Source organism: Halostella limicola, assembly GCF_003675875.1.
Lineage (GTDB): Archaea > Halobacteriota > Halobacteria > Halobacteriales > Natronoarchaeaceae > Halostella > Halostella limicola.
Window position 1 is genome coordinate 205,289 of sequence record NZ_RCDI01000001.1, and the last position, 14,046, is coordinate 219,334.

Genomic DNA, 14,046 nt, shown 5'->3' on the forward strand with positions numbered 1-14,046 from the left:
CCACGTTACACCGGGGTTACCGACCGGTCGGACGGGCGTCGTGTTCGAGAGGACTGAAGCGGCGACGCCGTACGCGTGTGATTGACACATTCACAACAAGTTAATGGTAGTTCGGGGGAAACTCTGTCGAGACTGACAATGGCGCGGCTCTCGAAGTCGGCGGTCATCTTCCGGTACTACCTCTACCGGGCGACCGCCCGACCCGGTTTTCACTACCCGGTGTACACGCTCTTTCTGCTCTGGAACGGCCTGAGCTTCGCCCAGATCGGGCTCATCGCGACGATCCAGTCGGTCGTCGTGGTGACCGCCGAGATCCCGACTGGCTACGTCGGCGACCGGATCGGTCGCCGGAACAGCCTCGCGGTCGGCGCCGCGTTGATGTTGGTCTCGAACGCGAGCTACCTGGTCGCCACAGACTTCGTCGGGTTCACCTTCACCTTCGTCATGCTCTCGTTCGGCGGCACCTTCGTCTCCGGGAGCGGTGACGCGTGGCTCTACGACACCCTCAAGGAACACGATGTCGAGAACGAGTTCACGCGCGTCAAGGGCCGCGGCAGGGCCATCGGGCAGTGGGTGAGCGCCGGCAGCCTCGTCGCCGGCGGGTTCCTCTACGCCGCGAACCGGTACTACCCGTTCTACGCGGGCGTCGCCGTCGCGCTCCTCAGTCTCGCGCTCGTGCTCCGCCTCCCGAAGAACCGGGCGTACGACGCCGAGAGCGCGGAGGAGGGGGAGCGGATGACGATCGTCGACGCCATCCCGGTCATCCGCGACCAGCTCACCGCGCCCGGGCTCCGGTCGTTCATCGTCTACCTGGCGCTGTTCAGCGGCGCGATCCTGACGATGGACATGTGGATCCAGCCCATCGCCCAGGACAGCCTCGAGGCCAGCTTCGGCCCGACCCTCGAGGCGTGGGGACTCGCCGAGCCCGCCATCATCGGCGTCCTGTACGCCGCGTTCACCGTCGTCTCGGCCGTCGCGAGCGACTACGCGAGCGTCGTCGAGGACCTCCTCGGCGTCCGCCTCTCGATGCTCCTGATCCCCCTCACCATCGCCGTCATGTACGTGCTCGCGGGGCTCGCTCCCGTCCTCGCGTTCCCCATGTTCTTCGTCATGAAGGGCGGGAACTCCGTGATCTCGCCGATCTACCAGCGCTACGTCAACGATCAGGTGCAGTCGGTCGGCCGCGCCACCCTCCTGTCGTCGGTCGCGATGCTGCGGTCCGTCGCCGGCATCCCGTTCCGCGTCGGGAGCGGCGTGCTCGCGACGTGGTACTCCACCTCCGGCGCGGTCGCGATCCTCGGCGCGATCTTCATCGTCGGTGCGGTCGTCATCCACGCGGTCTCGCCCCCGGTCAGCGCCGACTACGACCCGTCGCGGGGGACGACCACCGCGACCGACTAGCCGACCGCCGCCCCGGGCGCGACGCTCTTCACTCCACGCGCCCTACGCCGACCAAATGTCCGTCTCCGTCGTCGTCGACGACCGGGAACCGACCGGCGTCGCCGCGGCGCTCCGCGCCCACGCCGACGTGGCGTCGGTTGCGGTCCGCCGCCTGGACGCCGGCGACATCGTCATCAGGGACGTGGCGTTCGAGCGCAAGACCGCGGACGACTACCTCCGGTCCGTGCTCGACCGCGGCGGCTCGGATCTCGAGGAACAGGTCGCGAAGATGGCCGCGGCGTACGACCACGCCTACGTCCTCGTCGAGGGCCACTTGGACGAACTGGAGGACCGCCGCCCGGGCGTCGCCGGCGCGTCGGTCCGCGGGTCGATGGCCTCCATCACCGCCCGGTACGGCACGCCGGTGATCCCCTGCGGCGACGGCGACCGACTCGTCGACGTGGCCGTCCGGTTCGCTCGCAAGCACACCGAGGAACCGTCGGCCCGGGCGCTATCGACGGGCGCCGTGCCGTCCCGGGCCGAACCCGTCGCCAAGCGCATGTACGGCTGCATCGAGGGCGTCGGCCCCGGTACCGCGGCGGCGCTGTACGACGCCTTTCCGACCGTCGAGGAACTCGTCGCGGCGACCGAGGAAGAACTCATGACCGTCGAGGGCGTCGGGCCGAAGCGTGCCGCGGCCATCTACGAGGCGTTTCGCAGTCGGGACTAGAAGGGCGGTCGTCGAAGGAAGATGAAATCCAACACAAAGCACGCGATCTGGTTCAAATGACGGATATAGTTGTCATGGACCGGAGCGCTCTCCCGATAGAGCCGTCATCTTTACTTCAATCAACTGCGAGCAAACATATATGCGAGCTTACGAGTTACTCGGGGGAGACACACCGACGAAGCGTAATGTTGATCCGTTCCGGTCAGAGGAAAAACTCGAAGAATTACTCGCCGAGGTCCCGTCCCTGTTGCTGGAGGAGCAGCTCCTGATCGTCGGCCAGCAGGTAGGCGTCGAGACAGGTACACTCGATCTCCTTGCCGTTGACAAGTATGGCAACATCGTCGTCTTCGAGTTAAAGAGAGGAGAAAGTGGGACAGGGAGCGCCTCTGAAGGGTCTATCCTCAGCCAGCCCCAGCAGTACGCGCAAGCCCTGCAATGGTTCTCGTACGATGAGTTGAACGACGTGTATCAGGAGTATCGCACGGATTGTAGCTCGACTGACGGAGCAGAAGGGTCGGTGTCCAGAAGCGAGTCCTTGCTCGACGCGTTCATTACTCACTTCGGCACGAGACTGGAGCCAGAGGGCTTCAATCAGCATCAACGGATGGTCATCGTGGCCGAAGAGATTACCGATCGAACCGCCACCAATGCACGATATCTGCGAGATGAGGGACTACACCTGCAGTGCGTCGAAGTGCAACGGTTTCGACTCACCGAAGGCGAGGAGACCCCGCCGATCCTCGTGGCTTCGACGGTTGTCGACTACGACGAAAAGCAGGTTCAACCGAACGAGGATGGAACCATCACGTTCCCCGATATCAACGAGGCGATCGCGTCGAAAGCTTTCCCGACCTTTGAGGAGATAACTCACGCGACTGCGCTCAATGATTTGTTCCCGGGTGGGTTCGACCTCCGCGAACCGCGAATGCGGTCGCTCCACCCAGATCACCCGGATACAGTGCGCTACGTTCTTCGCGTGAAACCGCTGGAGTGTAACCACGTGCGGATCTCAATCGACGTAACTACTCGTGGACTAGATATCGATACTGTCGACAAGGAATCGCTGACTGATCGGCTTCGAAGCGCCAGCGACCGATTCGAACGCGCCGGGTTCGAGGTCAATCACTCTCGGAACACCTTCCGAATCGTCTCAAAGCGTTGGGACATCGACTCCGTAGCCGACGTTCGCAACGACGCATTTCTCGAAGAAGTAGCCGACCGGTACGCGGAACTAGTCAGAATCGGCCACGAAGTGATGCTGGACACTAAGTAATTACGCTCATACGGTTCGTACTATTGACTTCATCTTCCGTACGTCGAAGACGGTTACTGCAGAAAGTTCCTAAGAGACCGAACCTAACAGAAGTAGTCCATCCTGGATTCGAACCAGGGTCGAAGCCCCCAGAAGGCTTCAGGATTGGCCACTACCCCAATGGACTGACATGTATCCCGCCGGCATCGTGCGCCGACGTTCTACTCATTCGTAACCCGCTTCTATATTTGAGTGTTACGAACTCGGCTCGCGACGAGAAACAGTAACGAGTTTTCGTCCCGCTATTCGTCCGCTTCCGGCTGCGTCGACGATCTGGCGGCCGGACGGTCGTAGTGTTCCTTCCGGTGGCAGTTCGCACAGAGGACGGTACACTTCTCGATCTCCTCTTGGAGTCGGTCCTTCCCGTATCCGTACGTGATCATCTTGGCGACGTTCATCTCCTTCTCGGCGTCGTCTCGGTGGTGGAAGTCGAGGCATGCCGGGTCCGATTCGTCGCACCGATCACAGCCGCCGCGTTTCCGCTGGATATCGTTCGCCCACGCTCTGTGAGCCTCGCGCCGCCGCAACGACCGTTCCGTGTTCCACTCCCGGTTCTTGTAGTGCCACCGCTGGTCCTGCGATAATTTCTCCCAATCTGTTCCCTCCGGCAGGTCGACGTCATCAGGTTTCTCCTGAACTCGCGGTCCACGGGAGTAGGTCGTCTCCAGACCGGCTTTCTCGTTCGCCGCGTTCCAGCCACCGACGACCCGGAGGATGGTCGACGCGGACGGCGTCAGTCCCAGATCCTCGTACTGCGCTTTCGTTGGTGATTCGTCGAGTTTCCGTGCGGCCTCGCGAAGTGCGTCGAGGCAATCTTGTTCGGTGGTCATGGTAGCGTTGGTAACGCTTCGGTATTTGAACCTCAGCGCCCGCCCTTCGGGCGCTATACAAACCGACCCAGAACGAGGATGAGGCGAACACTGACGCATCGAGAGATTTCACGATCGGATCTTGCCGCGAAGCGGTCGGAGAGAGCGGTATGAATCGTCTCATCCATTCTCTCGGCGTTCATGATCAGATCGAGCCCCGCTAGGAAACAGAACAGCATCGTTCTGAATCGATCTAGGAAAAGCTGAGATCCAAAGAGCCGCAAAGGAGTAAAACGGTCGATAACGGATTTTAGCGGCGGAACGAGGGTTTGCTGGGAAGACGAACGAGAGGGTAATCCCTCCGAATCACGAATAGAAATTTTCACAATCGGTTCCCATCTTGCGATCAGGCGTCGCTGTCGGCGTCGAAGAACCACCCCGTAGGGACGAGTATCCGAAATGTGAAGCCCCCGAAATTGCCAGAAGGCGGAACGGCGTGTCTGCCCCGTCTTTGCGACGCCGCTCGTCGGCCGTGCGAGGTCTGCTTCGCCGTTCCTAGTTCCGATATCTTCGTTCGAAAAGCGGTTACTAGCGGGGATTTTCGCGATTATGATCGGGTGCAGACGTTCTCATATAGGCTCATGCAGCGCGAAACCTCCAGAGAATCCGTAATCCCGGTCGTGAAGAGTCAGATCGCTTCTCTTGGCGGTTCACTATCGCTTTTCAGCTAGTACGTGCATGGATCGACACCTCTTTGCCCGAGTTCTGTACACTGTCGTGTATGTACGTCGGACGCTTCGTCGTCGTCGGCCCGGAGATAGGCGCGTACCGCGTCTCTTCCCGATCGTTCCCGAACCGCCGAATCGTCGAACGCGAGGGCGCGCTGACGGTCGGCCCGACCGAGGACGCGCCGGAGACGGACAACCCGTACATCTCGTACAACTGCGTGCGGACCGCGGGGGACAGCGCCGTGCTCGGCAACGGGTCGCACGTCGACCCGATCACCGAGAAGATCGAACTGGGCTACCCGGCGCGGGACGCGCTCGCCGAGAGCCTGCTCGCGCTGGACTACGAGAAGGACGACTACGACACGCCGCGGGTGGCGGGCGTCGTCGGCGAGGAGTCCTACGTCGGCACCGTCCGGAAGGACGCGCTGCTGGTCGAGCGGGTCGAGGAGCCGACGCTCGTCGCCACGTACGAGACGGACTCGCCGGAGGCGTTCGACTTCGCGGCGACGGACGCCGGGGGGGCCGCCCGCGAGGCGTTCGACCTGGACTTCGAGCACGCCGTCTGCGCGGCCGGGGTGGCGCGCACGACTGACGGCTTCGAGACGGCGGTCGTCAACGGCGAGGAGTAGGGCGGTTCGGGGCGCCCGTCGCCGGACAACGCTGAAGGGCCCCGCACGCGTCGGTCCCCGTATGCGACTGGGCGTACTTTCGGACATCCACGGCAACCGCGTCGCCCTCGACGCGGTGCTAGACGACATGCCCCCCGTCGACGGCCTCCTCTGCGCCGGCGACGTCGTCGGTTACAACCCCTGGCACGCCGACTGCGTGGCCGCGGTGCGCGATCGCGACGTGCCCTGCGTGAAGGGCAACCACGACCGGGCCGTGGCGACCGGGACGGCGTTCCGGTTCAACAGCATGGCCGGCGCGGGCATCGAACACGCGCGGGAGACGCTGTCGGACGACCAGATCGAGTGGCTCGCCGGCCTCCCAGACGAGCGCGTCGAGTGCGACGGGCGGGTGAAGATCGTCCACGGCCACCCCGACGACCCGGACCGGTACACCTACCCCGACCAGTTCTCGCCGCGACTGCTCGACGAGGAAGATGTCCTGATCATGGGCCACACGCACGTGCAGGGCCACGAGCAGTACGAGGAGGGGATCGTGATGAACCCCGGGAGCGTCGGGCAACCGCGGGACGGCGACCCGCGCGCGGCCTACGCCGTCCTCGACCTGAACGCGCTGACCGTCGAGGAGCACCGCGTCGAGTACGACATCGGCGCGGTCCGGCGCGCCGTCGAGGAGGCGGGCCTCCCCGCGAAGATCGGGTCGCGGCTGGAGAAGGGACGGTGAGCGGTCGGCGCCGGGAGCCCGTCGGGCGGGAAGTGGCGCGAACGTCCGGACCACGACCGGTCGGCGGCGCGACCGGTTGGCCGAACAGTTAACCCGCCGGACGGGGTAGAACGGACGCCATGTCCGTCACAGACGTGTTCAGGGGAGGGGGAACGGATTCCAGAGTCTACTTCGCCATCGGGGGGCTCTCGCTGCTGAAGGCGCTCGTCGTCCGCGGGGACAAGCGCCGCTTTCGGGCGGAACTCAAAGACGCCGCGCTGTTTCTCGCGGTGGGGATGATCCTCCGTCAGGCCAAGCGACGGCGCAAGGAGAAGGTGTCCGCCAACCTCGGTCAGTTCCCGCAGGAACTCGTCCGGCAGTTCGGCGGCGGGAGCGACAGCGGGAGCGGGTCCGGTGGCATCCGCGGCCGCATCGGCGGGAGCGGCGACCAGAGCGGCGGTCAGCGGAGCGGGTCCCGGTCGCTCCCCGAGCGACTGCTCGGGTAGATGCCGGACGTCGACTGCGGCCGCTGGGGGGCGACCGTCGACATGCAGGCACGGCACGCGACCGTCGAGACGGAACTCGTGGAGAGCGACGGCGAAGCGGTCGACCCGTCGTCGCACTTCCTCTGTCTCGACTGCTACGACGACTTGCGGGGCTTTTTCGGGGAACCGTCGGACGAGAGCGAGGCGATCTAAACCGGCTGGAGGCGGGCGGAGAAGTGCCGCAGTTCCGCCATCTCCGGCTCGTCGACGACTTCTAACCCGGAGACGGCGTCCGCGCGCTCCGCGACAGCCGCCAGCGTGTCGACCACGTGGTCGAGGTGCTCGCGGTGGTACGTGCGCCGGGGGAGCGCGAGGCGGACGAGATCGGGGCGGTCAGCGCCGGGGAAGGCGAATTCGCCGAGTTCGACGGCCCGGACGCCGCCCTCCCGGTACAGTTCGCAGACGAGCGCTTGCCCGGGGAACCGGTCGGTCGGGACGTGCGAGAACATCGCGCCGGCGTCGACGTACACCGCGTGCCCGCCGGGCGGCCAGTACAGCGGTACGCCCGCCTCGCGGAGGCGCGCGCCGAGGTCGCGGACCTGCTCGACGCGGTCACGGACGTAGGGGAGTTCGACGGCCTCGCGGAGGCCGGTCGCCATCGCGGCGAGGTCTCGCCCGGCCATCCCGCCGTAGGTGGGGAAGCCCTCGTAGAGGATGGCGCGCTGCTTGACCCGCTCGAACAGGTCGTCGCCGCGGACGGCGACGAACCCGCCGACGTTGACCAGCGCGTCCTTCTTGCCGCTCATGACGAGCGCGTCGGCGTAGCCCAGTTGCTCGCGGGCGATATCGGCGATCGATTCGTTCTCGTAGCCGGGTTCCCGCTCGCGGACGAAGTAGGCGTTCTCGGCGAACCGGCAGGCGTCGATGACGAAGGTCGCGCCGATCTCGTCAGCGAACTCCCTGACGCCACGCGTGTTCTCGACGCTGACGGGCTGGCCGGCGGCCGAGTTGTTGGTGACCGTGAGGACGACGGCCGGGACGTTCTCCGCGCCGACGCGGTCGACCCGCTCGCGGGCGCGCTCGACCGAGAAGTTCCCCTTGAACGGCGCGGCCTCGTCGGGATCGTGGGCGCCCTCGACCGGGCAGTCGACGGGGTCGGCGCCCTGATTGGCGATATGTGCGCGGGTCGTGTCGAAGTGGGTGTTGTTGAGGACGACGTCGCCCTCTCCGACCAGCGCGCCGTAGAGGACGTTCTCGGCCCCGCGGCCCTGGTGCGTCGGGACGACCCTCTCGAACCCCATCACGTCCTCGACCGCGGCCGCGAGTTCGTCGAAGCTCTCGCTGCCGGCGTAGGCCTCGTCGCCGCGGAGGAGGGCGGCCCACTGCTCGTCGCTCATCGCCCCGGTGCCGCTGTCGGTGAGGAGGTCGACGTACACGTCCTCCGCGTCCAGGTTGAAGACGTTGTACCCCGCCGCTTCGAGGTTCGCCTCTCGTTCCTCTCGGTCCGGTAACTCGATCCGCTCGACCATCTTGGTCTTGTACGCTTCCATGGGACGGCGTAGGGCCGCCGCCGTGAACAAGCTAATCGGCGGAATTCGCGAGACAGCGCCCAGACGCGTCGTCCGTCGGCGACGCCGCGCCGGTGACGGACAGACCTATCCATCGCTCGTCAGGTCCGGCCGTCAGGGATCGGACGCGTCGGAGCGCCGCCCGGTCAGAAGCCGATGTGCGAGGTCGACTCGGGGCCGTCGTCCCCGTCGTCGATGCCGCCCTCGCGCTCGAACGAGGCGTCGTCGTCGACGAGGTAGACGGCCCCGCGGTTCACGGCGATATCGACGGACGGGAGCGTCGTCCCCGCGGCGTCGCCGTTGTCGCAGTCGCCGGAGCAGGTGTCGAACATCGACCCGTGCTTGGGACAGACGAGCTGCCCGTCGCGGACGGCGGCGCCGAACCCGCGGTCGAACCGCTGGGCCTCGTGCGTGCAGCGGTTGATCCAGGCTTTCACGTCGTCCTCGCCGTCATCGTCGCAGGGGAGCAACAGCACCTCGTCCAGTTCGTCGTACTCGTCGCGGATCGTGAACAGCCACGATCCCTCCTCACGGACCGTCTCAACGGACGTCAGCCGGTCGGGCATGTTCGACGGGAAACGGTGGGCGAGCGGATAACTGTTGGTGGTCGGGAGGGTCCGTACACCCGATACTTGGAGGGGTCGCGCTAGAAGCACGAGGGCGTCTTGCCGAGCGGGACGAGGCAAGGCTCGGGAGAGCGGAGCTCTAACGGTGGACCTCGAAAGGGCGCAGCGAGTAGCGAGGGAGTTTCGCTCCCTCGGACCACTCGAGCGGGCCGCAGGTCCGCGAGGAGAGCCTGTCGAGGCCGAGCGAGGGCTTTCAGAACGTGGACTGCATGATCTCCAGCGCCTCCTCGCGGTCGTCCCACTCGACGAAGATGGCGACGGAGGTGGCGCTGGTGATCAGGTCGTGGAGGTTGATGCCGGCCTCGGCGATCGGGTCGACGATCTCCCGCATGATGCCCGGACGGTTCGGGAGTTCGCCGCCGGTGACGCGGATGACCGCGAGGTCGTCCTCGACGGTGACGCTGGAGAGCGGCTCCTGGTCGACGACCTCGCGGTGGAGCACCGTCTCGGCCTTCTCGGACGCGCTCTCGTCGACGTAGTAGGTGACGGAGTCCATCCCGCTGGCGACGGCGTCGACGTTGACCTCGGCCTCGCCGAGCGCGGTCGACAGGCGCTGCAGGATGCCGGGGCTGTTGCGGATGGCGCGGCCGGCGACCGTGAGGCAGGCCAGCGGCTCCTCGCGCATGTCGACGAGGCTCTTGAACTCGCCCTCGATGCGGGTGCCGCCGGTGAGCAGGTCGCCGTGCTGGTAGTGGACGACGCGGACGCCCATGTTGCCGCCCTTGTACGAGAGGGCGCTGGGGGCGACGACCTCGGCGCCGCGGAACGAGAGGTTGCGGAGCTCGTCGACGGTTATCTCGCCGACGTTGCGTGCGCCCTCGACGACGCGCGGGTCGCCGGTCATGACGCCCTCGACGTCGGTGACGATGACGACCTCGTCGGCGTCCATGTACTTGCCGAGCATGACGGCGGTGGTGTCGCTGCCGCCGCGGCCGAGGGTGGTGACGTTGCCGTCGTGGTCCTCGGCGAGGAAACCGGTGATGACCGGGACGACGCCGTCGAGATCCGCGGCGAGGTCCTTCGCACGGCGCGTGGTCTCCTCGACGTCGACCTCGCCGTCGGCGTCGGTGATGACCGGCCAGCGCTCGCTCCCGGGTTCGAGGAAGATAGCGTCGATGTCCCGGGCGGCCAGCGCCGCCTTGAGCATGCGGACGCTGGTGCGTTCGCCCATGCTGACGATCTGGGCGCGGTCCGCCTCGTCGGTCTCGAACGTGATCTCGTCGAGCAGTTCGTCCGTCGTCGACCCCATGGCGCTGGCGACGACCGCGATCTCGTGACCCTCCTCTACCGCCGTGGCGATCGAGTCGGCGGCGCGGTTGACCCGGTCGCCGCTCCCGAGACTGGTACCCCCGAACTTCGCGACTACGCGCATCCTACCACCCGTGAATTCGTGCTAACGACGCTCATGGCGTATCGTATATCTCACCGCGCAGATAACCCTGTCTATCTCCGAGAACCTTGAAGGAAGATCATCCTACTCGTCGCCGGCGTCGGCGTTGCCGCCGTCCGCGTCGGTCCCGGCCGCGTCCGCGCCCGGCGCGTCCCGGTTCGAAGCGTCGGCTTCGGCGGGACGACCGTCCGACGCGTCCGCTCCGGTTCCGGGGACATCCGACGGTGGTTGGGGTTCGCCTTCGTCCGAGGGTTCCTCGGCGGCGGCCTCGTCCTCGGCGGGCTCGAACACGACGAGACCGCTGTCGCCGGCGAACTCGTAGGCGTACCACTCCGCGACGGTCAGCGCGCCGTTCATTTTGCGGATGCGAATGCGACGGACGAGCGTGTCGTCCACGACCTCGGCGTTGAGCTCCAGGTCGACGACGCCGTCGACGATGTAGTCCAGGTCGTGGGGGAAGGTCCCGGGCTCGCCAGTGTAGGTCGCCCCGGCGAAGATCGGGACGAACCGGCCCTTGCAGACGTCGGCGCGGACGTCCTTGACGAAGTCGTACGCCTGAACCGGCTGGACGAGCGTGCCGAACTCGGTCAGCGAGTCGACCACGACGACGCCCTCGTCGACCATCGACTCGGCCTCGAGGCAGTTGTCGAGTTTGTTCTCCAGTTCGCTCAGGTCGCTGGGGTCGCGGACGGTTTCGGTCGCCGGCCGGGTGACCTCGTGGATGTGGCGGTTCCACGGGCTCATCCGGTGGAACATGCGGTCGCGGTCCTCCATCCGGTAGGTGAAGCAGTCGAGGATCCGGAGCCGGCCGCTCTCGAGGAAGGGGAGGACGTTCCACTCCATCGTGAGGAAGGTCTCGACGACGGATATCGGCGGCTCCTGAAACGTGACGAAGACGGCGGGCTCGCCCCGCTGCAGCGTCCGCCACACGAGTTCGGCGTCCAGCGCCTCGTGGCGGGCACCGGCCTGGCCGGAGAGCATGACGAAGGAGTTCCGCGGCAGCCCCTCGGGGAGCGCGGCGTCGAGCGCGGAGACGCCCGGCGAGAACCGCCGGTGGCCGTGGTACTCGGTGAACACCCGGTCGGAGTCCCGCATCGCGTCGCGACAGGCGCGCGAGCAGAACCGGTAGGTCGTCCCCTCGTGGACGAGTTCGACCGAGTCCGCCGCGGCGGGGAGCCGGCAGAAGTCGCACCGGTCCGGCCCGTCGGGTCGACTGGTCATGCCAGACCCTACCGTCCCGCACGCCGAAAGTGTGCCGCTCGCCGCCGTCCCTCGCACGCCGCGGATTTAAATATGTGGAACGATAGCATGGATGTAATGCGAGTACGGGACGCCGTGGAGGCGGACGCGGACGACATGGCGGCGATCGCCGACTCCCCCAGCGACGTGATGCGGAACCTCGTCCACGACAGGACGGTGCGGGTCGCCGAGTCCGAGGAGCGAGAGACCGACCCGAACGCCGACGCGGATGACGAGGACCCCGGCCTGCTCGGGTTCGTCAGCTTCGACGCGCGAGAGGACTGCGTGCACGTGACGCAGGTGGACGGCACCGAGGAGGCCTGCGAGCAACTGCTCGCCGAACCCGTTCGCTTCGCACAGCAGGAGGGGATGTCGGTCGAACTGATCGCCCCCGAGTCGGTCCCGCACGTCGCCACCGCCGCGCGAAGCGTCGGCTTCGACGAGCGGGGGCCGGGGCCGCAGTTCGACGGCACCCCGACGAAGAAGTACCGGCTGGAACCCTGAAGCTCGCAGGGGAGACGGGGCTGTTTCGAGTCGAGCGGTCGATAGTTGTGGGTCCGCGACGAGAAAGTTGAGAGAGTCCGATCGATGACTGACATCGGGAGGCGGCCGCGCTCGGCGTTTATGCCGAGCGTACGGGGAAGGGCAGGCACTCAGAGCGTGCGCCGTCGACCGACGGCGCTCGCGCAAGCTAGCGGCCTGGAACGAGCGCCGAAGGCGCTCGTTGGTGGACATTGAAAGGGCGACGCGAGCGCTTGGCAGCGCTCGCGAGGGCTTTCAGGTGAACTTCCGGAGCGTCGGCTCCAGCGTGTCCAGGTCGACGACGGGCGCGTAGCCGGCGTCGGGGTCGATGTTGACGGACTTCTGGAACTCGGTCTGGGCCTGCCAGCAGCCGCTGTTGATCGAGAGAACGTTGTGGTACTTGCCGACGCCGAGCTTGTGGACGTGACCCGTGTGGAAGACGTCGGGGACGCTGTCGATGGTGAGGTAGTCCTTCTCCTCGGGCGCGAGGCGGAGGTGGCCCCCGTACTGCGGCGCGACGTGGCGCTTCTTGAGGAGCTGGTACATCGCCTTGTGCGGCTCGTCGTAGCTCGCCTTGTCCTCCGGGAGCTCGGCGATGATCTCGTCCAGCGAGACGCCGTGGTACATGAGGACTGAGACGCCCTCGATAGTGACCGTCGAGGGATTGCCCGTGAAGCGAGCGTCGTGGGCACTCATGATGTTCCGGAGCTCCTCGTCGAAGGCCGGCTGCGGCTCGGCGAGGCGGACCGCGTCGTGGTTCCCCGGGATCATGACGATCTCCATGTCGCCGGGCACCTCCTTCAGGTACTCCGAGAAGCGCTCGTACTGCTCGTAGATGTCGACGATGTCGAGCTCCTCGTCCTGGTCGGGGTAGACGCCGACGCCCTCGACCATGTCGCCCGCGATGAGGAGGTACTCGACGTTCTCGGCCTCGGGCGTGTGCAGCCAGTCGGTGAAGCGGTGCCAGGCGTCGGCCATGAACTCCTGGCTGCCGACGTGGACGTCGCTGATGAGCGCCGCCTGCACGTGGCGGTCGGCGGTGTTCGGCGAGTACGTCCGCGGCACGTCGGGGAAGTGCATCGAGTCGACGAAGAGGATGCCGGCGTCGTCCGCGAGCGTCCCCTCGACGGCGATCACCTCGTCGCAGAGCAGCTCCTCGACCATGGCGGCGATGTCGCGGTCCTTCATCACCAGACAGGGGAAGGTCCCGGTCCGGTCTTCGAGTTCGACCAGCCAGTGGCCGCTGGCGGTCGAGCGGATGTCGCTGACCATGCCGACCATCGACGCCTCGCTGCCGCCGGGCATCGACTGGATGGCCTCCGCGGGGCGGTGGTTCACGCGGCCGCGGAGCTTTTCGCCGAGGCGGTCGTACCGGTCGCGAAACACCGCGACGAAGTCCTCGTACTCGCCGGTCCCGGTGCTCCGGCCGGTGATGTCGTTCGCGATGTCGGGGTCGCTGGGCGACCGTTCGACGGTCCCGTCCGGCGATACCGTCGTTTCGGATGGAGCATTTGTCGCCGCTGAGTCGCCGCCGCTGTTCGGGCCTGCAGTCGAAACGGAGGGGTCTGAAGGATCGGTCGCGCCGTCGGTCTCGCCGTCCGCACCGGGCGGAGCATCGACGGCCCCCGCCCGGGTAGAGGCGGAGTCGCTCATCGTCGCGGGGTCGCCCGCGGCGTCCGGGTCGCTGTCGAGCACCTCGCGCACGTGTTCGACCGAGAGTCTGAGCGCGCCGTCGGGCGCCGCGTCGACGACCTGTTCGAGCGCGCGAGCCGGGTCGTCGGCGGAGGCGATGAGCGTCACCGCCTCCCGGTCGGCGTTGTACCCCCGGCTCGTGAGTTCGCTGACGATCCTGGCGGGGGCCTCCAGTGGCACACCCCTCACGAGCAGTGCAGAGTGCAAAAACGTAGCGGAACTATCCGTTCGGGGTC

The 14,046-nt window shown here is 66.5% G+C and carries 14 protein-coding genes and 1 tRNA gene; 8 read left to right on the forward strand and 7 right to left on the reverse strand.

Going from position 1 to position 14,046, the window contains the following annotated elements; genetic code table 11:
- The first annotated feature begins 138 nt into the window (after positions 1-138).
- From D8670_RS02230 to D8670_RS02240, 3 genes are all read left to right on the forward strand, one after another.
- A complete protein-coding gene (locus D8670_RS02230) occupies positions 139-1,401 on the forward strand; it encodes an MFS transporter (protein ID WP_121816476.1) in 1,263 nt (420 codons plus the stop codon).
- A gap of 55 nt (positions 1,402-1,456) precedes the next feature.
- On the forward strand, positions 1,457-2,110 hold the full coding sequence (locus D8670_RS02235) for an ERCC4 domain-containing protein (protein WP_121816477.1): 654 nt from the start codon (positions 1,457-1,459) through the stop codon (positions 2,108-2,110).
- A gap of 139 nt (positions 2,111-2,249) precedes the next feature.
- On the forward strand, positions 2,250-3,383 hold the full coding sequence (locus D8670_RS02240; RefSeq protein WP_121816478.1) for an endonuclease NucS: 1,134 nt from the start codon (positions 2,250-2,252) through the stop codon (positions 3,381-3,383).
- 93 nt (positions 3,384-3,476) lie between these two features.
- On the opposite strand, the gene D8670_RS02245 is transcribed toward D8670_RS02240, so the two are convergent.
- Positions 3,477-3,549, reverse strand: a tRNA-Gln gene (locus D8670_RS02245).
- Positions 3,550-3,664: 115 nt separating this feature from the next.
- The gene (locus D8670_RS02250) at positions 3,665-4,252 is read right to left on the reverse strand and encodes a homing endonuclease associated repeat-containing protein (protein ID WP_121816479.1); all 588 of its coding nucleotides are present in this window, start codon (positions 4,250-4,252) and stop codon (positions 3,665-3,667) included.
- 760 nt (positions 4,253-5,012) lie between these two features.
- Here D8670_RS02250 and D8670_RS02255 point away from each other — a divergent pair.
- The 4 genes from D8670_RS02255 (at position 5,013) to D8670_RS02270 (ending at position 6,986) form a co-directional block, all read left to right on the forward strand.
- The gene (locus D8670_RS02255; protein ID WP_121816480.1) at positions 5,013-5,588 is read left to right on the forward strand and encodes an IMP cyclohydrolase; all 576 of its coding nucleotides are present in this window, start codon (positions 5,013-5,015) and stop codon (positions 5,586-5,588) included.
- Positions 5,589-5,649: 61 nt separating this feature from the next.
- Positions 5,650-6,309: a metallophosphoesterase family protein gene (locus D8670_RS02260; RefSeq protein WP_121816481.1), complete on the forward strand. Its 660-nt coding sequence runs from the start codon at positions 5,650-5,652 to the stop codon at positions 6,307-6,309.
- 119 nt (positions 6,310-6,428) lie between these two features.
- Entirely contained in the window at positions 6,429-6,794 is a 366-nt protein-coding gene (locus tag D8670_RS02265; protein ID WP_121816482.1) for a hypothetical protein, read from the forward strand.
- Complete coding sequence (locus D8670_RS02270) at positions 6,795-6,986, forward strand: hypothetical protein (protein ID WP_121816483.1); 192 nt, start codon at positions 6,795-6,797, stop codon at positions 6,984-6,986.
- On the opposite strand, the gene D8670_RS02275 is transcribed toward D8670_RS02270, so the two are convergent.
- From D8670_RS02275 to D8670_RS02290, 4 genes are all read right to left on the reverse strand, one after another.
- A complete protein-coding gene (locus D8670_RS02275; RefSeq protein WP_121816484.1) occupies positions 6,983-8,323 on the reverse strand; it encodes a tryptophanase in 1,341 nt (446 codons plus the stop codon). The two genes, D8670_RS02270 and D8670_RS02275, sit on opposite strands and share 4 nt — an antisense overlap.
- A gap of 164 nt (positions 8,324-8,487) precedes the next feature.
- Positions 8,488-8,907 carry a Rieske (2Fe-2S) protein gene (locus tag D8670_RS02280; protein WP_121816485.1) on the reverse strand — a complete coding sequence of 140 codons (420 nt, stop codon included), beginning with the start codon at positions 8,905-8,907 and terminating at the stop codon, positions 8,488-8,490.
- Between the two features lie 253 nt (positions 8,908-9,160).
- Entirely contained in the window at positions 9,161-10,339 is a 1,179-nt protein-coding gene (locus D8670_RS02285) for an aspartate kinase (RefSeq protein WP_121816486.1), read from the reverse strand.
- Between the two features lie 102 nt (positions 10,340-10,441).
- Positions 10,442-11,578, reverse strand: a complete 1,137-nt coding sequence (locus D8670_RS02290; protein ID WP_121816487.1) for an ATPase domain-containing protein — start codon at positions 11,576-11,578, stop codon at positions 10,442-10,444.
- A 96-nt stretch (positions 11,579-11,674) separates the two neighbouring features.
- Here D8670_RS02290 and D8670_RS02295 point away from each other — a divergent pair, with 96 nt between their 5' ends.
- Positions 11,675-12,100 carry a hypothetical protein gene (locus D8670_RS02295; RefSeq protein WP_121816488.1) on the forward strand — a complete coding sequence of 142 codons (426 nt, stop codon included), beginning with the start codon at positions 11,675-11,677 and terminating at the stop codon, positions 12,098-12,100.
- Positions 12,101-12,373: 273 nt separating this feature from the next.
- On the opposite strand, the gene D8670_RS02300 is transcribed toward D8670_RS02295, so the two are convergent.
- On the reverse strand, positions 12,374-13,990 hold the full coding sequence (locus tag D8670_RS02300; RefSeq protein ID WP_121816489.1) for a DNA-directed DNA polymerase II small subunit: 1,617 nt from the start codon (positions 13,988-13,990) through the stop codon (positions 12,374-12,376).
- Between the last annotated feature and the right edge of the window lie 56 nt (positions 13,991-14,046).